This is a genomic window from Corynebacterium sp. 13CS0277, assembly GCF_002994655.1.
In the GTDB taxonomy this organism is placed as follows: Bacteria; Actinomycetota; Actinomycetes; order Mycobacteriales; family Mycobacteriaceae; genus Corynebacterium.
On record NZ_PPDL01000021.1, the window covers coordinates 37,095 to 60,181 of the forward strand.

Genomic DNA, 23,087 nt, shown 5'->3' on the forward strand with positions numbered 1-23,087 from the left:
TGGCCGGAGAACGTCAAGCGCAGTTTTTGCGGCGGGCGCACCACACCGCCAGCCGGCAGCGCAGCCGCAACCCCACCCACAGGGCCGCCCGCAGCGGCGCCATGAGTACGCCCGCATGCCGGTCGGCTTGGAAGCGGTAGGCGCTTTCGTGGTGGGCTTTGAGCATTCGTTCGCTGACGGCCTCCGTGGAGTGGCCCTTGGTGTGGGTGATCTGCGCCGAGGGGCACAGCACGTTCGCCCAGCCGGCGCGGCCCAAGCGATCGCCCAGGTCCACGTCCTCCATGTACATGAAGTAGCGCTCGTCGAAGCCACCGATCTGTTCGAAGGCTTGGCGGCGCACCAGCAGGCAGGAGCCGGACAGCCAGCCGGCCGCCCGCTCCGAGGCCATGTCGGCGTCATCCTGGTAGGCCTGCGTCCACGGGTTCGACGGCCAGATGCTGGAGAACAGCGCATGCCCGATCCCGTTGCGGACCGTCGGCACGGCCCGCGCCGAGGGGTAAATGCTGCCGTCGGGTTCGACGATGACGGGGCCGGTGCACCCGGCCTCCGGGTGGCGCTCAAGGCAGTCCAGCATCGTGTCGATGCTGCCCGGGGCGAACTCCACATCCGGGTTCGCGATGAGAAGCACCTCCGGGTCCACCTCCCCGAACTGCCCCTCGGCGAGGGCGCGGGCGGCAACGTTGATCGCGGTGCCGTAGCCCAGGTTGCCGCCGGTGCGCAGCAGGTGGACGTGGTCGTAGGCCGCCTCGGTGCGCTCCGGGGAGCCGTCGGTGGAGCCATTGTCGGCCATGACCACGACGACGTCTCGGCCGGTGGCGTGCGGCAGGGACTCGATGAAGCGAGTGAGGTAGTCGCCCGAGGAGTAGGTGACGGTGATGACCGCCAGCGGCGCGGATGCTTGGTTCATAACCCGGCCCAGTGTAGACAAGCATGCACTCGTGGGAGGGCCTGGACACTCGAACTCGCGGCACCTTAACAGCCAGCCCACACCCGCCCCACACCCCCGCCACAGCGAAGCACCGCCGCGCACGCACTGCCCCCGTACAGTGTCGGCACCGGGGACGCCGCCGGGGCTCCTACAGCTGCGGCGGGGTGGTGTCCTCCGCGATGGCCCGCTGCAGCGCATCCCGCCACGACGGCAGCGGCCGATTCCCGCCCGCCCGCCAGGTGTCGGTCCCGAGCACCGCGAAGCTGCCGCGGGGCGCGGCCTGCGCGTAGCGCTCCGCAGGCATGGCGCGCACCACAGTGCCCGGGGCGCCGACGGCGGCGGCGATCGCCGCCGCGAACTCCGCGCGGCCGACCTGCCCTTCGTTGACGAGGTGCACCGTGCCCGGCTGCCGCGCCTGCGCGACGCGCAGCAGCCCAGCCGCCACATCGATCGCGTAGCTGGTGCTCACCACCTGATCCTGCGGGGCGAACGTCACCCCGCCCTGCCGGAACTTCTCAGCCAGGAAGCCGACGAGGTCCTTCCCGGGCTCACCCGCCCCACCGTAGGCCGGGCCGCCGTAGACGAGGCCGGTGCGCACGATGGTGGCCGGGGCATCACCGGCGCGGGCGATATCTTCCGCGCGGGCTTTCATCATCCCGTACACGCTCGCCGGCCCGACCGGTTCGGTGGCCTCGAAGGGGCGGGGCGCACCAGTCGCGTCACGCTGCGGGGCGAGGGGGAAGACGAACACGCTCGACAGCTGGACCACATACGCCCCCAGCTCCGCCGCCACGGCGGCAAGCTCGTGCGCTGCAGTGACGTTGCGGCCGGCGGCGACCTCCGGGTCGGTTTCGATGAGGTCCACCCGGTCATCATCGAGGAGGTTCATCACGACCCGCGGGTGGCCATGCGCGGAGGCGCGCACGGCCGCCACCACCGGGTGGTTCCGCAGCGCCCCCGCGCGGGTGCAGTCCACCGCACCCGCATCGACGGCGTGCCACCGCAGCACCCCCTGGGCGGCGGCGAAAGCCTCATCGCGCAGCAACTGCAGCACAGCCCAGCTCACCGGCCGATCATCGTGGACGACAAGAAGCTCGAATCCATCCGGCTGGACCATGACACACCACTTTCTTGGGACACCAGGGGCGCGCCGCACCCGCGGCGCACGCACACGCAACACAACCCACACTCGGAGACGGGGACAACACACCCCGCCCAACCCACACTCCCACGCGGTCGGTGAGGTGGGCGGGGATTGAGTACCGGCTGCGTGCGGCTTCTAATGTAGTGGACACCCCGGGATGCGCATCACCCACCTGCCGGGCCCACCTGCCAGGGTGCGCGGGTGTCCTGCCAGCCAGCGTCCAGGTTTGCCTACTAGCCTGGGAGGGTCGCACCGGTGGAGCCCCACCGTACACCCCGCGCCACACCCCACAAGGGGCCGCGCGGACAGTCGTGCCTCGGGCCCCACGCCGCGTGTGTGTCCTTCGCTGTGTTCCAGCTATTTTCTTTACTTCCCCCTCTTTCTTCTTTCCCCTGTTTTCTTCTTCCCTCTTCGTCCCTCTTTCTTCTTCATCCCTCCTTCGCTGTCATCCTTTCCCCTCTTCCTTCTTCCTTCCCCTCGTCGTCTCCTACGGAAAGCGTGGATTGACCCACCGTGAGCAACCGGACTACTCGCAGCCCCCGTGAAGTGCAGCCGCCGACGCTACCGCGCCTGTCGGCGCAGGCCGGGCACCCCAGCCTGCGCGTCCTGCTGGCGGCGCTCGCCAGTGTTGTCTTGATGCTCAGCGGCGCCGGTTTCGTCGTCAGCGGCAAGGTGTCGAACTCGGCGGGCGATTTGGCGCTCGGCGGGGGTAAGGGCGCAAAGCCCTGGAAGGCCGCCGATGGTGCCCAGGACATTCTGCTCGTCGGCATCGACTCCCGCTCCGACGCGCAGGGCAAACCCTTGTCCCCGGAGGAGATCGCGATGCTGCGGGCCGGCGACGAGGAGAACGAGAACACGGACACGATCATGCTCATCCGTGTGCCGAACGATGGGTCCTCGGCGACCGCGATTTCCATCCCGCGTGACACCTACATTCACGACGATGTCATGGGCAACATGAAGATCAACGGCGTGTATGGGGCGTACAAGAACGCGAAGAAGGAGTCGCTGTTCGAGTCTGGGGTCACCGACGAGGAGAAGCTGGAGCAGCAGTCCAAGGAGGCGGGCCGCAAAGCACTCATCAGTGCCGTCAGCCAGCTGTCGGGAGTGACAGTCGACCACTACGCCGAGGTCGGCCTGTTGGGCTTCGTGCTGCTGACCAACGCTGTCGGCGGTGTGGAAGTGTGCCTCAACGAGGCGGTCAACGAGCCGCTGTCGGGGGCGAACTTCCCCGCCGGCCGGCAAACCCTCGACGGGCCGGACGCGTTGTCCTTCGTCCGTCAGCGCCACGACCTGCCGCGCGGCGACCTCGACCGGATTGTGCGCCAGCAAGCATTCATGGCCTCCCTGGTGCACAAGGTGCTGTCCGGGGACACCCTGTCGAGCCCGACGAAGCTCAACGGGCTGGCGGATGCGGCGAAGCGTTCGCTGACGATGGACGACGACTGGGACATTGTGGGCCTGGCGACGCAGATGAAGAACCTCACCGGCGGCAATGTGAAGTTCACGACGATCCCGGTGGTCTCCATCGACGGTGTCGGCGACTACGGCGAATCGGTGGTCACCATCGACCGCAACGAGGTGCACTCCTTCTTCCAGACGCTGCTCGGCGACAAAGACGCCCCCGCCAGCGAGTCCGCCGCCCCGAGCGCTGCCGCGCAGCCCGTGGCCGACGTGGACGTGTTCGTGCTCAACGCCAGCGACGTCGACGGCCTGGCCGGCCGGGCGGCCTCTGGGCTCGCGCAGCTCGGCTACCGCATCAGCGAGGTCGGCAACGCCGCCGATGGCCTGTACACCCAGTCGCAGATCGTCGCCCACGACCCCGCCGACCCGGCGGCGAAGGAACTCGCCGCCCGCCTGGGCGGGCTGCCGATCACCACCTCCCCGTCGATGGCGCCGGGTGAAGTCACCGTGGTGGTCACCGAGGATTACGCCGGCCCGACCTCGGAGGAGCCGTACAGCACCAGCCCCGCCGAGGACACCATGGCGGACGCCACCGCCACCCCGGACATCGTCGGCCAGCCGGGCGATGCCGCCGACCCGGATGCCTCCCCCGTCATCGACGCCGGCTCCGACGGCCCGCGCTGCGTGAACTAACACCCCACGCCCCAGGCGCCGGTTTTCTCCCCATCCTCCCCGGTTGCCTCCCCATCCTCCACGCCCCCACCGCACTACTGCGGTGGGGGCGTGTCTCGTAGGAAAGCTTGAATCACAGCATCCTGCGGGTGCACCCGGTGCACGTCCTGCACGCCTGGCGCGCAATGCCTACTGTGGGAGGCATGGAGTTCTTCGCCACCCTGCTCGCACAGGATCCTGCGAGCCCCCGACTCACCGTCTACGACGAGACGAGCGGCGCCCGCCTCGACTTTTCCGCCACGACCTTGAACAACTGGGCGTGCAAGATCGCCAACATGCTCAGCGAGGAGTTCGACCTCGTTTCCGGCGACACCATCGGCATCGCCTTGCCCTCGGGGTGGCAGTCCTGCGTGCTGGCGTGCGGCGCGAACGCGATCGGCGTCGACGTCGCCTACGACACCGCCGAGGATGTGGCCGTGTTGTTTGCGTCCCCGGATCGGGTGCCGGCCGATGCGGACTGCGAGGTCTGTCTCATCACCACGGATCCTTTCGGCCGCGGTGTGGAGGAAACCGGCGGGCAGGTGCCTGACGGGATGGTGGACTTCGGGCCGGTGGTGCGGATGTACGACGACGCCTACGCCGGCCCCAGCCGCACCCTGGAGGAGGTCCTCGCCGACTACCCCGGCGCGGACGCGCTCGCGGACGAAGAATTCCCCTCATCCCCCCGGGTGTTGTCGACGGGTTTCGCCGACGCCGCAGGCTTTGCCCGCTGTGTGCTCAGCCCCTGGGCGGCGGGCGGTTCGGCCATCGTGGTGTTGGGCATGGCCAGCACCCAGCGCCTGGAGGCGATCGCACAGGAGGAAAAAGCCACCACCATCCTGTAGGGCCCGCGGGGGCACACCTCGCGGCCTGGCGATCTGGCGGCCCGGGGTGAGGCCACTCGGGGCGCGGGTTCCCCGCAGCACGGGTGGGATGTGCGCGGGGGATCCTTGCGGGGAGGCGATCTTTCACGGGGACTGTCTGCCACCGCTGGTGGGGGTCGCGGGGGTGGCCTGTGGCGCGGGGTGCTAGATTCGCTAGTCATGGCACGTATCACGTTTGAGGACGTTTCGATCCGCTACCCCGGGGCCGATGCGCCGACGGTCACCGGCCTGAACCTGGACATCGCCGACGGCGAATTCCTGGTGCTGGTGGGGCCCTCCGGCTGCGGAAAGTCGACGTCCCTCCGGGCGCTCGCCGGGCTGGAAAACGTCTCCTCCGGGCGGATCCTCATCGACGGCGAGGACGTCACCGGGCAGGAGCCCGCGGAACGTGACGTGGCGATGGTGTTCCAGAACTACGCCCTCTACCCCCACATGACAGTGGCGAAGAACATGGGCTTTGCGCTCAAGCTCGCGGGCATCGACAAGCACACCATTGACCTCAAGGTGCGGGAGGCGGCCGACATCCTGGGGCTCACGCCCTACCTGGAGCGGCGGCCGAAGGATCTGTCCGGCGGGCAGCGGCAGCGCGTGGCCATGGGGCGGGCGATCGTGCGCAACCCGCGGGTGTTTTTGATGGACGAGCCCCTGTCCAACTTGGATGCGAAGCTGCGCGTGCAAACCCGCACGGAGCTCGCCGCCCTGCAGCGCCGCCTGGGCACCACCACCGTCTATGTCACCCACGACCAGGTGGAGGCGATGACGATGGGCGATCGTGTCGCAGTCCTCAAAGACGGTGTCCTGCAGCAGGTCGCCAGCCCCCGGGAGCTCTACGACCGCCCGGCGAATGCGTTCGTCGCGGGCTTTATTGGCAGCCCGGCGATGAACCTGCTGCGCGCCACCCACCCCTCTGCGGGTGAGGTGATTCTGGGGATCCGCCCCGAGGACGTCGACGTCGCCACCACGGCCCCTGCAGGTGCAGCAGGTGCTCCCGCGGCTGGGAACAGCGCAGAGGTACTGGAGATTGCCGCCACGGTGGATCTCGTGGAGGAACTCGGCGCGGAGAGCTACATCTACGCCCACCGTGCGGATGCCCCGGAGGTCATTCTCACCGCACGCACTCCCCGGGAGGCCACCCCGCAGGTCGGCTCCCAGGTCACGCTGCGCGCCCCGTTTGCCCGCTGCCACTTCTTCGACCCCACCACTGAAGAGCGCATCGAGGTCTAGCGCCCAGGCAACCTCTGGCAACCCCGCCCGCACGCCCCAGACAACCCCCGGCAGCACTGGCCCCTCCTCTCCCCACCCCCGCAGCGATTGTGCCCGGCACGGCGCACGGCGCGGGGGTGGGGTGTTTTTCGGGGTGCGGTGCATCTGGGGGCGTAGGGGTGCGGGGCTGCGCAGGCGCGCGGTGGGGCATCCTTTGTCGCGGGGTCTCGTGGCCGCGCCCGTGGGGTCCCCCGGTGGGGCGTGCCGGGGGCTGGGCGGTACATCCGTCCGTGGTGTGGCGCCGCACCGCGCAGACCACCGCACACCTTGCGCAGGCGTGGCCTGTCGGTGGCGTGCCGATGAACCGGTGTCCGTGGTGCGGGTGACGACACAGTTGCGCTCCCGATACGGGTGGGTGACGCCACAGGGGCGCGTGGGTGACGTGACAGCAGAAAACACTATGCACAATCTCACCCCCTTTTCGGCGCAGTTTTACCCCCAACAGTCACACGGGGTTGCGGTTTTGGGTTTACCATGGTGTGAAGTTCACCGACCCCGGCAGAAGAAAGTGACGTACATGACCGCTCACATCCGCCCCCGTATCCGCCCCGCCGCAGCCTCCCTGGCCGTCCTGGGACTGGCCGGCGCCCTGGCGCTGACTGGCTGCTCCTCCGAGTCGACCGACGCGCCCGCCGCCAACGATGCGGGCACCACCGCCGCTGCGGGCGATGACGCTCGCGGCCCCATCACCTTCGCCATGGGCAAGAACGACACCGACAAGCTCAAGCCCGTCATTGAGGCGTGGAACAAGGAGCACCCGGACGAGAAGGTCACCCTGAAGGAGCTCGCCGGCGAAGCCGACGCGCAGCGCGAAACCCTCGTGCAGTCCCTGCAGGCCAAGAGCGACGACTACGACGTCATGGCGCTCGACGTGGTGTGGACTGCGGACTTCGCCGCCCACCAGTGGATCGCCCCGCTGACTGGCGACCTCGCGGTCGACACCTCCAAGCTGCTGCAGCCGACCGTCGAATCCGCGACCTACCAGGACACCCTGTACGCGGTGCCGCAGAACACCAACGGCCAGCTGCTGTTCCGTAACACCGAGCTCGTCCCCGAGGCGCCGGGCACCTGGCAGGAACTCATCGACTCCTGTGGTGCCGCCAAGGATGCCGGCAAGGAGTGCCTGACCCTGCAGCTCAAGCAGTATGAGGGCCTGACCGTCAACACCGCCGACTTCATGGAGGGCTGGGGCGGCCACGTGCTTGGCACCGACGGCAAGACCCCCGAGGTGGACTCCGCGAACTCCGTCGCCGGCCTCAAAGCCCTGGTCGACGGCTACAACGATGGTGTCATCGCGAAGAACTCCACCGCCACCACCGAGGAGGAAACCAACCTCGCGTTCGTCGGCGGGGAGACCGCGTTCGCCGTGAACTGGCCGTACATGTACACCAACGCGGAGAAGGACGACTCGGCCGTCAAGGGCAAGTTCGCCGTGTCCCCGCTCGTCGGCAAGGACGGCGTGGGCGCGTCCACGCTGGGTGGCTACAACAACGCCATCAACATCAACTCCAAGCACAAGGCGACCGCCCGCGACTTCATCGAGTTCATCATCAACGAGGAGAACCAGACCTCCTTCGCCGATAACTCCTTCCCGCCGGTGCTGGCCTCCATCTACGACGATGCCGCACTGACCGAGAAGTACCCCTACCTGCCGGCGCTGAAGACCTCCCTGGAGAACGCGGTGCCGCGCCCCGTGTCCCCGTTCTACCCGGCGATCTCTAAGGCCATCCAGGACAACGCCTACGCGGCGCTGACCGGCCAGACCGACGTCGAGCAAGCCGCCCAGGACATGAAGTCCGCCATCGAGGCAGCCACCAAGTAACCCCCACCGCGCGCCGCCCGGACCCCGAGTGCGGCCGCACCCGCCCAGCCATCCCGCCCCCGCCCAGGGGTCGCCGGGGTGGCTGGTCGCAGTTTCACACCCCGCAGCGATTGTGCGTGTGTAATACAGTAAAAGCGCCGCATGTCACGCACGGCATCCCTGGGTGCTGTAGGTCTCCTCGAGTGACTTACCCCCGCGTGCCGCTGCCGGCACGAGGCCTGCTGTGCGCGGCATGGTGATGACTGCGTCACCACGTCCCTTGCACCTTGTGTCTTCTTCTCTTCCTCTCTTTTTCTCTCCTTCGTCCCTTATCTTTTTCCTTCTTTCTTTTCTTCCTTCGTTATCCTCGGCGCGCCCACGCGCACAGCTTCCCCCACGCTCCGGCACCGGTGGGGCTGTGAGCGTGGTGCGCGCGCCACGTCGAATCCCACGCCCTCCTGCGTGCCTCCCTCTTCTCCCCCGCCGCGCTCCCTGCGGTGTGCGGCGGTGCGGTGGGACGCACGCGAGATGGGGGTGCGGTTCGCTCGTGGTCTTCCTACGGCGTTAGGCGAGTACTTCACCGTGACCGCACCTCCCACACCCACGACCCCCACCCCGGCCGCTGCGGCGTCAACGCACCCGGATAGTGCCGCAGGTTCCGCGGCCGCTGCGGGCCGCCGCATGCAGCGCACAACCACTCGGCAGGCGCTGCTGCTCATCGCGCCGACGCTCATGGTGCTGACGGTGGTCATCGGGTACCCGATTCTGCGGGCCATCTGGCTGTCCTTCCAGGCGGATAAGGGCCTGGACCCCACGACGGGCATGTTTGTCGACGGCGGTTTCGCCGGCTTCAAGCACTACCTGTACTGGCTGACCCAGGAGTGCACGAGCCCCTCAGGTGCGACGGCACCCTGCCCGCCCGGCGTGCTGGCCACGGACTTCTGGCCGGCGCTGCGCATCACCCTGTTTTTCGCGGTCGTGACCGTCGCCCTGGAGACAGCACTGGGCATGTGGATGGCGACGGTGATGAACCGGGAGTTCCGGGGCCGTGGCCTCCTGCGCGCCGCAGTGCTCATCCCCTGGGCGATTCCGACGGCGGTGACGGCGAAGCTGTGGCAGTTCATCTTCGCGGAGCGCGGCATCATCAACTCCCTGCTGGGGGTGAAGATCGCGTGGACCACCGACCCGTGGGCGGCGCGCACCGCCGTCATCATCGCGGACGTGTGGAAGACCACCCCGTTCATGGCGTTGCTCATCCTCGCGGGCCTGCAGATGATCCCGAAGGAGGTGTACGAGGCGGCCCGGGTCGATGGGGCGAGCCGCTGGCAGATCTTTACCCAGATCACGCTGCCGCTGGTGAAACCTGCGCTCATGGTGGCGGTGCTGTTCCGCACCCTGGATGCGCTGCGCATGTACGACCTGCCGGTCATTTTGATTTCTGCCTCCTCGAATGCGCCGACGGCGACGATCTCCCAGCTCGTGGTCGAGGACATGCGGCAGAACCACTTCAATTCCGCCTCCGCGCTGTCGACGCTGGTGTTCCTGCTGATTTTCGCGGTGGCGTTCATCATGATCCGTTTCCTCGGCGCCGATATTCGCAGCGCGACGCGCTCCACGACGCGTCCCGCCCTCGAGCACACGCCCGCCGTGGTGGCAGCCACACCTGTGGTACTGCCGGAGGGTTTCCGGGCGCCGGCGCCATCCGCCGCCGTAGCGACTGCTGACCGCACCCCGATGGGAGACCACCTGTGAGCCGTGCACGCACCCTCATCCGCACCTACGCCGGGGTGGTGTTCATCCTCGTCTGGGGGTTGAGCCCCTTCTACTGGATGCTGGTCACCGCCCTGCGGAACAAGGACTACACCTTCGACACCACCCCCTGGCCGACGCACGTCACCCTGGAGAACTTCCGCGACGCGCTGGCCACCGATAAGGGCAACGACTTCCTCGGGGCGATTGGCAACTCGCTCATCATCGGCCTAAGTACAACCGCCCTGTCGGTGCTCGTAGGCGTCTTCGCCGCCTATGCGCTCACCAGGCTGAATTTCCGGGGCCGTGGCTTCGTCACGGGCATTGTCCTCGCGGCGAGCATGTTCCCCGGCATTGCGCTGGTGACCCCCCTGTTCCAGCTCTTCGGCGACCTGGGGTGGATCGGCACCTACCAGGCGCTGATTGTGCCGAATATTTCTTTCGCGCTGCCGCTGACGATTTACACGCTCATGAGCTTCTTCAACCAGCTGCCCTGGGAGTTGGAGGAAGCCGCCCGCGTCGACGGGGCGACCCGCGGCCAGGCGTTCCGGCTGGTGCTGCTGCCCTTGGCGGCGCCCGCCCTGTTTACCACGGCGATCCTGGCGTTCATCGCCTCCTGGAACGAGTTCATGCTCGCCAAGCAGTTGAGTAACTTGAGTACGGAGCCCGTCACCGTGGCGATCGCCCGCTTTAGTGGGCCGAGCTCCTTCGAGTTCCCGTACGCCTCCATCATGGCCGCGGGTTCCTTGGTGACGATCCCCCTGGTGATCATGGTGCTGGTCTTCCAGCGTCGCATCGTCGCCGGGCTGACCGCCGGCGGTGTGAAGGCCTAAGAGCAGACTCTGCCGCTGGCGTGGCGGCCGCTCGCCCCGCAGGCGGAGTCACCGCACTCTCCGGGGGTTGTGCCACCCGGTGGCATGCGGCACGGGCCATAATGGAGGGCGTGCACGACAACCCCCAGCCCCACGACCAGCACCCCGCCCCGCACGCCCAGGGCTCCCACGACCCTGCCCCGCAGCGGGCACCTGTGGCGGGGGATTCGCCGACGCGTCAGCGGTTGCAGTGGGACACAATCGTGGGCTTTTTGTCATTCTTCGCCGTCGTCGCCGTCATCCAGGCCGTGATGAACGTGCTGCGCCCCGACCCGAGTCTCGGGCCGGCGCTGCTGGCTCTGGTGTTGGTCGTCGCGGCGGTGAGCGCCTGGCGTTATTCGCGCTCCCGGCGGTAGCGCCGCCACGCCATGCGGGCGGTCGAGTGGACGACCGCCAAGATTTCCCGCCCGTAGAGCACCGGGATGCGCCGCTTCGGGGTGGGCGCGGTGAGGACCTCGACGTCGAGGGAGTGGTGGGCGGCCCACATTTTCACCCGGGGTGCGTGGAAGTCGGAGGTCACCACCAGCCATGGGGGTGTCGCCAGGTGGAGGGAGTTCTCGAGGTTTTCGTTGGTGGATGTGGCCCGGTTGTCTTGGCGGATGTGTTGGGGGTCGACGCCGCGGGCGATGAGCCAGTCGGCCATGATGGGGGCTTCATCCCGCCCGCTGACGACGACAACGCGCCCGTCGAGGGCGTAGGGCAAGGCGGCTTTGAGCCGGCGCTCGAGGGCGGGGCCGGGCCGGTGCCCTTCGGTTTTGCAGCCGAGGATCACCAGCGGCCGCAGGTCCGGCCAGCGCGTCTCCTCCGCGGGCGCGGGCGTAGGGGTGGTGGGGGTGTTTGCCGGGCGGGTGCTCACGGGCGGGATTCTACTGCCCCAGCAGCCGGGCGCGCAGGGCGGCGTCCTTGCGCTCCACGTCGGCGGCCATGCCGGCCTGGTAGTCGACCATCTTCTGCTGCAGCTGCGGGTCACCGGCCCCGAGGATGCGGGCGGCCAGCAGGCCGGCATTCTTCGCCCCACCGATGCTCACCGTGGCGACGGGCACCCCGGCGGGCATCTGCACGATCGACAGCAGGGAGTCCATGCCGTCCAAGTCTTTCAGCGCCCGGGGGATACCGATGACGGGCAGCGGGGTGGCGGCCGCCACCATGCCCGGCAGGTGGGCGGCACCGCCCGCGCAGGCGATGATGCACTTGAGCCCCCGGGTGTGGGCCTGCTCCGCGTAGGCGAGCATGCGCTGGGGCGTGCGGTGCGCGGAGAGCACACCCACTTCGAAGGGGATGCCGAACTCGACGAGGACGTCCGCGGCGGGTTCCACGGTGTCCCAGTCGGAGTCGGATCCCATGATGAGGCCCACGAGGGGGCCGGCGGTGGTGGGGGTGGTGGGTGAGTCAGTCATGGTGGGGTCCTTGCAGCAGTGGTGGGGTCAGAAAGACAACGGGGAAACTGGAAAACAGGGAAAAGAAGGGAAAAGTCGCACACAGGCCACAACGGCCACCAAGGCCACCAAGGCCACTAAGGCCCTGCATTCGTGCACCCGCGCAGCCACCAATCAGTACATCCACGAGTCGCTGAGTCACCGAAGTCGTCACCGACGTCATTGAATCAGTGCATGAGCGGCGCGGGCACACGGGCGTGCAGCGTGCGGGGTGTGGGCGGTGTGGTGCAGGTGGCCTAGTTGGGCCAGCGGCCGTGGGCCAGGTAGTGGGCGGCGGCGAGCGCATCCGCGAGGGTGGCGTCCCGGTCGCTGCCCGTGAGGTTGACGTGCCCCAGTTTGCGGCCCGCCCGGTGCCCCTTGCCGTAGAGGTGGATTTTGGCGTCCGGGTAGGTGCGCCATACGGTCGCCATGCGTTCGGCGAGGGTGTCCTGCCAGTCCTCGCCCGCCCCGAGCACATTCGCCATGACGGCGACGGGGGCGGTCATGTCGGTGGACCCCAGCGGCCAGTTCGCCACGGCCCGCAGGTGCTGCTCAAACTGGGAGGTCACCGAACCATTCTGGGTCCAGTGCCCGGTGTTGTGGGGGCGCATCGCGAGCTCGTTGACGAAGATGCCGTCGGGGGTGTCGAAGAGTTCGACGGCGAGGACACCGGTGACGTCGGTGGCCTCAGCGATGCCGGTGGCGATGGCGGTGACCCGCTCCTCATCGACATCGACAGCCGGGGCCAGCGCCCAGCGGCACACCCCGCCGTCCTGGTTGGTTTCGGCAATATCCCACAGGCGAACCTCGCCGCGGGGGCTGCGGGCCAGCAGGGCGGACAGCTCCCGCAGCAGGGTGACTTTGCGCTCCGCCATGAGCGGGGTGCCGGCGGCGAGTTGTTCCTCCACCAGCCGGATGAGGTCGGCTTCGTCCGCGGGGAACCACACGCCCTTGCCGTCGTAGCCGCCCCGGCGGGCTTTGAGGCACACCGCGCCATCCATGGCGGCGTAGAAGGCGCGCGCATCGTCGACCGAGTCGATGGGGGCAAAGGGCGGCACCGGGGCACCCGCGGCGGCGAGCGCCTGCCGCATGACGAGCTTGTCCTGGGCGTGCACGAGCGCCCGGTCGTGGGGCTGGACGTTGACGCCGTCGGCGATGAGGTGGGCGATGATCTCCCCCGGCACGTGCTCGTGCTCAAAGGTGACGACGTCCGCGCCGTCGACGGCGCGGCGCACATCGGCCTCCACCCGGTAGTCCCCCAGCACCACATCGCCCACGACCTGGGCGGCGGATTCCTCCGCCCCGGAGGCCAGGATGCGGAAACGCAACCCGAGCTCTGTGGCCTCGCTGTGGAGCATGCGGGCGAGTTGCCCGTCACCGATGCACACGATGGTGGGCATCGCCGCCGGCTCATACGCCTGCGGGGTGGAATCAGTGTCACGTGTGGATGCAGTCGGTGCAGGTGTCGTCACGAGTGCCCACTATAGAGCCCGGACGCGACCCTGTGACAAGGCCCCGGTTGCCCCCGCGGGGTGGGGCCGCGCCACAAGGCCGAGGGGCGGGGCCGCAGGCCACCGCCCGCACAGCGGGCGGCACCCGGGAGGCTGTGTTAGTCGCGCAGGTAGGGCACGTGGCCGCGACTGTGAGCGGCGAGGATGTCGAGCGACTCGGCGAAACGCTTCGCCTTCGGCGCTTTCGCGATGACCAGGGGGCGGCGCGCCCCGAGGATGCGGACCTGCACGTCGCTGCCCTGCCGGGCCACCCCGAGAATCTGGTCGAGAGGCACATCCATGACGGCACCAGCGAAGCCGGGGCTGCGGACGAGCAGCCGCCGGTCGGAGACGATGATGCGGCGGCGTTGCTGCTTCCACACGGGGATGACGAGGGCGGTCACCATGAGCACCGCCCACGCCACGAGCAGACCCCGCCGCAGCAGCAGGGCCCCATCATTCGGGGGGAAGGTGGTGCCGTCGAAGGTGTAGCCACCCGCCAGGAGGTAGTTGTCGATGAAACCGACCCCGATCCACACCAGTCCGGTGAGCAGGATGGCCCGCAGCACCAGGTAGCTGTTCCGCAGCAGCGGGGTGGTGAGGTTGACGTAGATGACTTCGCCGGGGACGAGATGTAGCCGGGCCATCGTGTGCTCCTCTCCTGGTGCGGGCGTGGGGTGGGTGCTGTGGCTCAAAAGTCTACTGCGTCCACCACCCGGTGCCACCACCGCAGCGCCCAGCACTGACGTGCCCCGCGCCGCGGTGCCCGACGTGGGCGATGGCCGTTAATTGGCGTAAGTACCGTCGGCTTTGCGCAGGTGGGTAACGTCGCCCGCGGCGAGGGCGTGGAGGTCGCCGCCGGAGTCGCGCACCACGATGTGGCCTGTGTCGTCGACGGTGGTGACGGTGCCGATGAGCTGCGAGTGGTCGGGCAGGTGGACGGAGACATCCAGCCCGATGGAGGAGCACACCGCCCGGTAGTCCGCGAGCACGGAGGTATCGCCTGCGGCCCACTGGGCGAGGCGCTTTTTCACGTACCGCAGGGCGACGATGGCGAATTCGGTGCGGTCGAGGTCGAGGTCGATGCCGTGGGCGGCGGCCGCCAGGTCGAGGGAGGTGGCGTGCGGGACGGGCAGTTCTTCCTCCGTGAGGGAGATGTTGAGCCCGATGCCCATGATGAGACAGGGATGCTCGTCGAGGGCGACGGCCTCGCCGAGGATGCCGCAGAGTTTGCGCCCGTCGACGAGGACGTCGTTGGGCCATTTCAGTTGCGCGTTGAGGGGCGCAAGCTCCTCGAAGGCGCGCAGGGTGTCGATCATGGCCAGGCCGCTGACCAGCGGCAGCAGCCCCAGGTGCGCGAGCGCGGACGCCGGGGGCCGGATGAGCACGCTCATGATGAGCTGGCTGCTGCGGGGCGCTTCCCAGGGGCGGCCGTGGCGGCCGTGTCCGGCGGTCTGTTCCTCTGCGAGCAGCGCCGTCCACTGCGCAGCCCCCTGCCGGCCGAGGCTGGCGAGTTCGGAGTTGGTGGAGCCGATCTGGTCGTAGACGCTCACGGCGGCGTAGTCGCCGCTGAGTACCAGTGCGTTGGTGAGGCGTTCTCGGTTGAGGGGGGCGCGCGAAGTCATGGCCATCACTGTATGCGAAGACTGCCCCCGCCGGGATACCCACCGCCCACCCCGGTGGGCCCCTCCCCCACACTCGCCCGCGCGCTCTGTTCACCGGACTGTTCATCGGGCACAGGCGGCACCACCCAGGCGACAGCGAGTGTCGTGCGTGGATGCCTGCCGGCCCCTCCCAGTGGCCCGGCGCGCCGGTGGGGCGGGCGTGATGGGCGTGTGGCTGGGGTGTCGGGTGGGGCGTTGTGCCTGCTGGGGATGGGTATCACACTGCTGGAGGTGTGCTGGTGACGGAGATCACCCGGATTTGGTTGTGGAAACTAAAGCGGCTCGGGGCTACTATGCAAAACATGACTATTTCCTCACCTTTGCCGCGTGTGGTGGATCCGGCCACCGGCGTCGCCCCGGCACCGGCCACCACCGCCCAGAAAATCGCCGACCTCAAACAGCGCCGCGCGGACGCCTACGCCCCCATGGGCGCGCCGGCACTGGCGAAGGTCCGTGACGCCGGCCGGCTCACCGCCCGGGAGCGGCTCGACTACCTCCTCGACGAGGGCTCCTTCGTGGAACTCGACCAGCTGGCCCGCCACCGCACCCACGCCTTCGGGATGCAGGCCCGCCGCCCCACCGGCGACGGCATCATCACCGGCTGGGGCACCATCGACGGCCGGGAAGTGTGCATCTTCTCCCAGGACGGCACCGTCTTCGGCGGGGCCTTGGGCGAGGTGTACGGGGAGAAAATGATCAAGGTGATGGAGCTCGCCGTCGCCACCGGCCGGCCGCTCATCGGCCTCTACGAGGGTGCGGGTGCCCGCATCCAGGACGGGGCGGTGTCCCTCGACCTCATCGCCCGCACGTTCTTCCACAACGTGCAGGCCTCCGGGGTGGTGCCGCAGATCAGCGTCATCATGGGCGCCTGCGCCGGCGGCAACGCCTACTCGCCGGCACTGACGGACTTCGTCGTCATGGTCGACGGCACTTCGAAGATGTTCGTCACCGGCCCCGACGTCATCCACACCGTCACCGGGGAAACCATCACCCAGGAGGAACTCGGCGGCGCCGGCACCCACCTCACGACCGCCGGGAACTCCCACTACACCGCCGACAGCGACGAGGATGCCCTGGACTGGGTGCACGACCTGTTGGGTTTCCTGCCGGACAACAACCGCAGCCTGCCGCCGCACCTCCCCGCCGACACGGCCGAGGCGGGCGCCGGGGAGGAGGGCTTCACCGCCGACGATCTAAGGCTCGACGGGATCATCCCCGACTCCCCGGCCGTTCCCTACGATGTCCGCGACGTCATCGAGTGCCTCACCGACGACGGCGAGTACCTCGAAATCCAGGCGGAGCGCGCCGACAACGTCGTTACCTGCTTCGGCCGCATCGACGGCCAGTCGGTCGGCTTCGTCGCCAACCAGCCCACCCACTTTGCGGGCTGCCTCGACATCGACGCGAGCGAAAAAGCCGCCCGCTTCGTCCGCACCTGCGACGCCTTCAACATCCCCATCGTCATGCTCGTCGACGTGCCCGGCTTCCTCCCCGGCGCCGGCCAAGAACACGAGGGCATCCTCCGCCGCGGCGCGAAGCTGCTCTACGCCTACGGGGAAGCCACCGTGCCGAAAATCACCGTGACCCTGCGCAAGGCCTATGGCGGCGCCTACTGCGTCATGGGATCCAAGGGGCTCGGCGCCGACGTCAACCTCGCGTGGCCGACCGCCCAGATCGCCGTCATGGGGGCCGCCGGTGCGGTGAAGTTCCTCCATCGCCGGGATATCAGCGCCGCCGAAGCCCGCGGCATGAGCCAGGAGGACCTCGCCGACCTCGTCGCCTCCTTTGAGCGCGAGTACGACGACTACATGCTCACCCCGTACCTCGCGGCCGAGCGGGGGCTCATCGACGCCGTCATCCTGCCCTGCGAAACCCGCAGCCACATCGCCCGCCACCTGCGCCTGCTGCGGGACAAAAACATTCCCCGCCCGGCGCGCAAGCACGGCAACATCCCCCTGTAGCCCACCCCCGCTGAGTGGCGCCCCCGCTGGGTGGCGCCCGAGGGCGAGACCCCACGGGTGGTACCCGCGCCACGGGGGTCCGGGGCGCAAAGAACACAGGGGGACACCGACGCACGGGGAACTGTGGCCACGCCACCGATGTCCGCGGGAGCGGCGATACACTGCTTTCGACCGCACCCCCGGCTGAAAAGAGCACCCACCGTGGCTTTCTGGATCAACCTCGCAGCAATCCTCATCGTGGTGATCTGCGCGGGCCTCCTCATGCGCCCCCACCAAGGGTTCGCGGGGCCGAAGCTCATCCTCCGGGTGCTGGGTGGGCTCGTCATCACCGCGCTGGAGAGCGCCCTGCTGTTGGGGTTCATCACGGTCGCCGTCCTCATCGTGGCCTCCGTGGTGGCCTACATCCGCCCCGAGCCTTTCGAGTCGGAGTTGTTCCGCTTCAGCCCCGCGGAGCTCATGGTGCCCGCGCTCGCCGTGCTGGGGCTCACCGGCACGACGACGGCGTGGATTCACCGCCACCTCGTCACCCGTTTCCCGCGACTGTTGCTCACCCCGGAGGAAACCGACTTCGCGGAGTACATCATCCAGTGGACGACGATCTACCTCACCGTCTACCAGCTGATCTTCCAAACCTTGAGCGATGCCGCCAACGACGTGAAAAACGCCACCGGCGTCCAAGTCATCGTCGACGTGGCGCTGCAGCCCGATAATTTGAACTTAACGATCCTGCCGCTGTTGTTCTGTATTTGGGTGGCGATCGCGATCGAGAAGCTTTACCAGACCTACGGCCTGCCCGGGGAGCAGGATGCGTGGGCCATCCCACACGCCGAGCCCACCGACGACGGGCCTGACGCCCCGGGTACCGGCCCGACCCCGGGAGCATAAGTCCGCCTGCGCCACCGGCCCGCCGGGGCCGAATGCGCCCCGGGAGGGGCGTGTGAGGATGCGGCTGCGAGGTGTGCGCCGGGGCAGTACCAGCGCATCGGGCGGGCTGGCGGAGTGTCACCCGCCCGCAGTAGATGGGGTGATTGGACCGGCGATAGCCTCCCCCATGCACAGTGCACGCCGTGGCCTCTAGACGCCGCCCGCCGCAGGGTGGCACAATCGGTGCCAACACTGACAGCCAAAGGTTGCACCCCACCCCGGCGGGCGTCCCGCCCCACCGCGTGAGGGTGTCTGCCCCTGGTCGCACCCGGTCGCACACCTGCCTCGGGGGCACGTGTCGACTGTTTTTTATTTATTTATTCACTCTGATGTGTGTGGCCCGGCCACCCGCGCGCGCCGCGCGCTCCCCCACCCGCGTGTGGTGTCGTGCCCACCCCGCCGTGCAAGCCCCGGACGATCCCTGGATCATCACTCCCCTTTTTTCAGGGGCGGGACGCCGACGGCGGTAGGCCCCGGAGGGCCGTGGCGCGCCGGCCCCGGTCAGCCGTGGCGGGGGCATGTCGCCCGCCGTTGGCTTTCCACACCATCATCTCTCCCCCTTGTTGTGTGTATGACTTCCCCGCTCCCTTTGGAAAAAATCGTCCAGAAGTACATTCCAATGTACTTCTACGTCACCGCGCTGTTTGTCTTCTTCGACCACCTGCTGGGGAGCACGCGCTTGTTCGCCACGATCGCTGGCATCGCCAGCTTCGTGCTGCCCCTGCAGGGCGAGTCGCTGCTCACCGCGCTGGTGACGGCAGTCATCGCGCATGCCTTAAGTAGGTTAAAACGTGTCGGCTGGTGGATCGCGGTCATCTACCTGTCCTTCGAAGTCTTCGTCGTCGCGGTCGCGTTGGCGAGCTTCGCGGCCAACGCCTATGAGCTGCGCGGCATTGTCTCCACGGTGGATATGGTGCGCATCGTCGTCGCCGGCGCCGTCCAAACGCTGTTCTTGGTGGCGCTGCTACTCAAGAGGAAGCTGTTCCATGCACGCTTGGCGGAGAAGTCCCTGCGGCACACGCTGCTCACCCTGGCGGTGGGTACTGCGGTGACGTGGGTGCTGGCGGTCATCACCGCCATCGTGAGCTACCCGAATTCGACCGAGCGCCCCAGCGCCGGCGAGCTGGTCAACCACTTCCTCACCGGCACCCGGGCGGTCAATCACTGGCCGGACACGGTGGTGGCGATTGGGTTCTCGGCGACGGTGGTCGTGGCGCTCATTGTGCTCATGCGCTCCCAGACGACGATGCAGTTCACCGACTTGAGCAGCGAGCTGGTGTTGCGGAACCTGCTGCGCGCGGGTGACGAGTCGGGGCAGAGCGACTCCCTGGGCTACTTCGCGACCCGCCGCGACAAGGGCTGCGTGTTCGGCCCGGAGCACCGGGCGGCGGTGACGTTCCGCAGCCTGGCGGGCGTGTGCTTGGCCTCCGGGGACCCGGTGGGGCCGAAGGATCACTGGCCGGGCGCGGTCGAGGCGTTCCTGCGGCACGCCGCCGACAAGGGGCTCGCGCCCGCCGTCGTGGGCGCGTCGAAGGAGGGCGCGGAGGCCTATGCCGCCAAGGGGCTCAAAGCGCGCGTCATTGGTGACGAGGCGGTGCTCCTCGTCGACCGTTTCGACATCAACTCACCGAAGCTCAAGGCGGTGCGGCACGCCGTCAACCGGGTCCGCGCCGCCGGCTATGAGGTGCGGGTGCGCCGCCACCGCGACATCCACCCGGAGGAGATGAGCCGGCTGATTGAGCTGGCCGACACCTGGCGCCAAAACGGCGACGACCGCGGGTTCTCCATGGCGCTCAACCGCTTGGGCGATCCCCTCGACGGGGACTGCGTCGTCGTCGAAGCGCTCGACGCCACCGGCCAGCCGCGTGGCCTGCTCAGCTTCGTGCCCTGGGGCCGCCACGGGTTGTCCCTCGACGTCATGCGGCGCGATACCACCCACGCCGAAAACGGCGTCACCGAGTTCATGGTGACCGGGCTCGTGGAGAAATCCCGGGAGCTCGGCGTGCAGCGCATCTCGCTGAACTTTGCCGCCCTCCGCGAGGTCATCGCCGCCGGCGAAGACGTCGGCGCGACCTTCCTGCAGCGGCTCAGCCGCGGCGCCGTGAGTGCGGTGTCCCGCCGCTTCCAGATTGAGCAGCTCTACCGCTCCAACCTCAAGTACGACCCCGAGTGGGTGCCCCGCTACCTGTGCTGGCGGGACACCTCCGACCTGGCGACCATTGGGCTGGCGATCGGTGTCGCCGAAGGGCAAATCTCCCTGCCCTTCGTCAAAGACACCGCCCACGAACAGCCCCTCTACGACGCGGACGACGAACGCATCGCCGAGTTCCTCACCCAGAATCAGGTGGCTCTTGCACCCCGTCGCCTGCCGCAGCAGGTCCGGCAGCGGATGGACGCGCGCCAAGCACTGCTCGACGCAGGCGCGGAGGCCTACCCGGCGCACTTCGACCGCACCAGCACCCTCACCCAGGCCATGGACGCCGCCCCCGGCACGCCCGTCGCCACCGCCGGCCGCATCGTCGGGGTCTCCGACCACGGCGGCGTCATCTTCTTCCGCGTGCAGGACTGGGCAGGCGCAGCCCAAATCATCTGCGAACGCGACACCCTCGGTGCGGCAGAGATGACGCGCCTGCGGCACACGCTCGCGCTCGGAGACCACATTGGGGTCACCGGCACCCGCGGGGCCTCCCGCACCGGCACCCCCTCCATCCTGGCCACCACCGTGGAGTTGACCTCCAAGTCGCTGCGGCCCCTGCCGAACCTCTACCGGGGCATCAGCAACGAGGAAACCAAGGTCCGCCAGCGCTACCTCGACCTCATCGTCAACCAGGATGCCCGCCGCCAGGTCGAGGCCCGCAGCGCCGTCATCCAAGCCCTCCGCGATACCCTCCTCGGGGAGCACTTCCTGGAGGTCGAAACCCCGCTGCTGCAAACCATCCACGGCGGCGCCAACGCCCGCCCCTTCAAAACCCACATCAACGCCTACGACCTCGGCCTGTACCTGCGCATCGCCCCGGAGCTCTACCTCAAACGCCTCATGGTCGGCGGCGTAGACCGCGTCTTCGAAATCGGCCGCAACTTCCGCAACGAAGGCGCCGACGCCACCCACAACCCCGAGTTCACCATGCTGGAGGCCTACCAGGCCTACGGCGACTACACCACCATGCGGGAACTCACCCGCACCCTCATCATCAACGCCGCCCTCGCCGCCAACGGCACCACCCTCGTCCGGGGCCGCGGCCACGACGGCGCGCTCCACGAGGTGGACCTCGCCGCCCCGTGGCGGGTCGTCACCGTCCACCAAGGTATTGCCGAAGCCACCGGCCGCGACATCACCCCCGACACCCCCATCGAGGAGCTGCGGGCACTCGCCGCCGAGCACGACATCCACGTCGACCCGCAGGCCACCCGCGGGGCCATCATCATCGAACTCCACGAAGAACTCGCCGAGAAATACGCCATCGCGCCCACGTTCTTCTGCGACTTCCCCACCGACGTCTCCCCGCTGACCCGGCAGCACCGCGACGACCCCCGCGTGGCAGAAAAATGGGACCTCATCTGCTTTGGCGCGGAAGTGGCAACGGCGTACTCCGAACTCATCGACCCCGTCATCCAACGCCAACGCCTCGTCGAGCAATCCCTCCTCGCGGCCGGTGGCGACCCGGAGGCCATGGAGGTCGACGAAGACTTCCTCCTCGCCCTCGAATACACCATGCCCCCGTCCGGCGGCATGGGCATGGGCGTGGACCGCCTCGTCATGATGCTCACGGAGAAAAACATCCGCGAAACCATCATCTTCCCCCTCGTCAAGCCGCAGCACGGCACCACCCAGGCCAACTAAGCCAGAGGCGGCACCACAGCGCACCACAGCCCCGGCCCTGCACCTCCGCGGGACCGAGGCTGTGGTGCCATTGTCATTCTGGCCACAAACTCTGCGTCAGCCGAGCCATCTTCATACACTCGTGGGCATGGATGACGCGACCCTCACCCAGCTTATTGACGCCACCCGCGACAGCCGACCTACAGGCGACATGCAGCTCGCCGCCCGGGTCAAGCCGATCATCGACCACATGCTCGGCGACGGCATGAGCGTCATCGACCCGGAGGCGAAGATCTGGACGGCTGAGGTCGCCGAGGAGCTGCGCTCCTGCATCGAAGACAACCTCGACTACTCGGACACCGACCAGTGGACGAAATTCAAAGAGCAACTGGACGGCGCGCCCCGAGAGGTCGTGCTGCTCGCAGCCGAGATCGTCTTCCTGCGGGAGCACCCTGTGAAAGATGCAAAGGCGTCGACGAGGCGTCGGCACATCATGCAGGTACTCTCCGTGCTCAGCGATCCACCGGAGTTGCCTGCGATTTACGAAGACTGCTTCACCCACTCTGGAGAACACGGCTTCCGCGCAGGTCAAGGCTATTACAGCTACGCCTATAAAGACGTGGTGTGGGTGGCGAACTTTGTGAAGCGCTACCGGCAGGCCGTCCCCGCCGGGACCCAGCGCCCCGACCCATGGGCCCTCCAGGACATCATGCAGTCCACCACGCCGCTGATTCCTAAAATGCGCAACATGCTGCAGTTCCTCGCCGCCCCAGAGGCCTTTGAATGCATCGCTTCCTCCCGCTTGAAGCATGACATTGCCAACGCTCCGTTATTTGCAAGCTACCTGTCAAAGTGCCACCTCGACACCAACTCACCTCAAGGGCGCGACCAAGCCTTGCTACAGATCCGCGCCGAGCTTTTCAAGGAATTTCAGAACAAATTTCACTTCTGGACCGAGAACATCCAAGAGCTATGGAGGCGGCAGTGTCATACCCTGTAAGCAAAATCTGAGCTTGAGAAGGTCTTGACATGACAACCGCCACCACCACTACCGAGC

Annotated in this window: 18 protein-coding genes; 11 read left to right on the forward strand and 7 right to left on the reverse strand. The window is 68.1% G+C overall.

The annotated features are described in order from the left end of the window. Nucleotides 1-13: 13 nt before the first annotated feature. Nucleotides 14-907, reverse strand: a complete 894-nt coding sequence (locus tag C1Y63_RS09620; protein ID WP_106016240.1) for a glycosyltransferase family 2 protein — start codon at nucleotides 905-907, stop codon at nucleotides 14-16. A gap of 169 nt (nucleotides 908-1,076) precedes the next feature. Continuing rightward, nucleotides 1,077-2,045 carry a sugar nucleotide-binding protein gene (locus C1Y63_RS09625; RefSeq protein ID WP_106016241.1) on the reverse strand — a complete coding sequence of 323 codons (969 nt, stop codon included), beginning with the start codon at nucleotides 2,043-2,045 and terminating at the stop codon, nucleotides 1,077-1,079. Between the two features lie 540 nt (nucleotides 2,046-2,585). Between C1Y63_RS09625 and C1Y63_RS09630 the strand changes: the two genes are divergently transcribed. The 7 genes from C1Y63_RS09630 to C1Y63_RS09660 all read left to right on the forward strand — a co-directional run bounded on the left by C1Y63_RS09630 (nucleotide 2,586) and on the right by C1Y63_RS09660 (nucleotide 11,112). Then, nucleotides 2,586-4,169, forward strand: a complete 1,584-nt coding sequence (locus C1Y63_RS09630; protein ID WP_106016242.1) for an LCP family protein — start codon at nucleotides 2,586-2,588, stop codon at nucleotides 4,167-4,169. 182 nt (nucleotides 4,170-4,351) lie between these two features. After that, on the forward strand, nucleotides 4,352-5,032 hold the full coding sequence (locus C1Y63_RS09635; protein WP_106016243.1) for a TIGR03089 family protein: 681 nt from the start codon (nucleotides 4,352-4,354) through the stop codon (nucleotides 5,030-5,032). A 198-nt stretch (nucleotides 5,033-5,230) separates the two neighbouring features. Next, on the forward strand, nucleotides 5,231-6,295 hold the full coding sequence (locus C1Y63_RS09640) for an ABC transporter ATP-binding protein (RefSeq protein WP_106016244.1): 1,065 nt from the start codon (nucleotides 5,231-5,233) through the stop codon (nucleotides 6,293-6,295). Between the two features lie 556 nt (nucleotides 6,296-6,851). After that, nucleotides 6,852-8,156 (forward strand): ABC transporter substrate-binding protein, encoded by a 1,305-nt coding sequence (locus tag C1Y63_RS09645; protein ID WP_106016245.1) that lies wholly within the window; start codon nucleotides 6,852-6,854, stop codon nucleotides 8,154-8,156. A gap of 660 nt (nucleotides 8,157-8,816) precedes the next feature. After that, nucleotides 8,817-9,887, forward strand: a complete 1,071-nt coding sequence (locus C1Y63_RS09650) for a carbohydrate ABC transporter permease (RefSeq protein ID WP_106016246.1) — start codon at nucleotides 8,817-8,819, stop codon at nucleotides 9,885-9,887. Beyond that, on the forward strand, nucleotides 9,884-10,717 hold the full coding sequence (locus C1Y63_RS09655; RefSeq protein ID WP_233195676.1) for a carbohydrate ABC transporter permease: 834 nt from the start codon (nucleotides 9,884-9,886) through the stop codon (nucleotides 10,715-10,717). The genes C1Y63_RS09650 and C1Y63_RS09655 overlap by 4 nt, the downstream gene beginning before the upstream one ends. Nucleotides 10,718-10,827: 110 nt before the next feature. Next, nucleotides 10,828-11,112 (forward strand): hypothetical protein, encoded by a 285-nt coding sequence (locus C1Y63_RS09660; protein ID WP_369831042.1) that lies wholly within the window; start codon nucleotides 10,828-10,830, stop codon nucleotides 11,110-11,112. Here the strand turns inward: C1Y63_RS09660 and C1Y63_RS09665 are convergent. From C1Y63_RS09665 to C1Y63_RS09685, 5 genes are all read right to left on the reverse strand, one after another. Next, complete coding sequence (locus C1Y63_RS09665; RefSeq protein WP_233195677.1) at nucleotides 11,091-11,612, reverse strand: YdcF family protein; 522 nt, start codon at nucleotides 11,610-11,612, stop codon at nucleotides 11,091-11,093. The two genes, C1Y63_RS09660 and C1Y63_RS09665, sit on opposite strands and share 22 nt — an antisense overlap. A gap of 10 nt (nucleotides 11,613-11,622) precedes the next feature. After that, the gene (gene purE / locus C1Y63_RS09670) at nucleotides 11,623-12,153 is read right to left on the reverse strand and encodes a 5-(carboxyamino)imidazole ribonucleotide mutase (RefSeq protein WP_106016247.1); all 531 of its coding nucleotides are present in this window, start codon (nucleotides 12,151-12,153) and stop codon (nucleotides 11,623-11,625) included. Nucleotides 12,154-12,428: 275 nt separating this feature from the next. Next, on the reverse strand, nucleotides 12,429-13,643 hold the full coding sequence (locus tag C1Y63_RS09675) for a 5-(carboxyamino)imidazole ribonucleotide synthase (protein ID WP_255414084.1): 1,215 nt from the start codon (nucleotides 13,641-13,643) through the stop codon (nucleotides 12,429-12,431). Nucleotides 13,644-13,780: 137 nt separating this feature from the next. Beyond that, entirely contained in the window at nucleotides 13,781-14,308 is a 528-nt protein-coding gene (locus C1Y63_RS09680; protein ID WP_106016249.1) for a hypothetical protein, read from the reverse strand. A 138-nt stretch (nucleotides 14,309-14,446) separates the two neighbouring features. Then, nucleotides 14,447-15,292 carry a biotin--[acetyl-CoA-carboxylase] ligase gene (locus tag C1Y63_RS09685; protein ID WP_199189105.1) on the reverse strand — a complete coding sequence of 282 codons (846 nt, stop codon included), beginning with the start codon at nucleotides 15,290-15,292 and terminating at the stop codon, nucleotides 14,447-14,449. A gap of 335 nt (nucleotides 15,293-15,627) precedes the next feature. On the opposite strand from C1Y63_RS09685, the gene C1Y63_RS09690 reads away from it, so the two are divergent. From C1Y63_RS09690 to C1Y63_RS09705, 4 genes are all read left to right on the forward strand, one after another. Then, entirely contained in the window at nucleotides 15,628-17,286 is a 1,659-nt protein-coding gene (locus C1Y63_RS09690; protein ID WP_106016262.1) for an acyl-CoA carboxylase subunit beta, read from the forward strand. 201 nt (nucleotides 17,287-17,487) lie between these two features. Beyond that, on the forward strand, nucleotides 17,488-18,171 hold the full coding sequence (locus C1Y63_RS09695) for a hypothetical protein (protein WP_106016250.1): 684 nt from the start codon (nucleotides 17,488-17,490) through the stop codon (nucleotides 18,169-18,171). A gap of 610 nt (nucleotides 18,172-18,781) precedes the next feature. Next, nucleotides 18,782-22,051 carry a bifunctional lysylphosphatidylglycerol synthetase/lysine--tRNA ligase LysX gene (gene lysX / locus C1Y63_RS09700; protein WP_199189106.1) on the forward strand — a complete coding sequence of 1,090 codons (3,270 nt, stop codon included), beginning with the start codon at nucleotides 18,782-18,784 and terminating at the stop codon, nucleotides 22,049-22,051. 127 nt (nucleotides 22,052-22,178) lie between these two features. Further along, entirely contained in the window at nucleotides 22,179-23,030 is an 852-nt protein-coding gene (locus C1Y63_RS09705) for a hypothetical protein (protein WP_106016252.1), read from the forward strand. Nucleotides 23,031-23,087 lie beyond the last annotated feature (57 nt).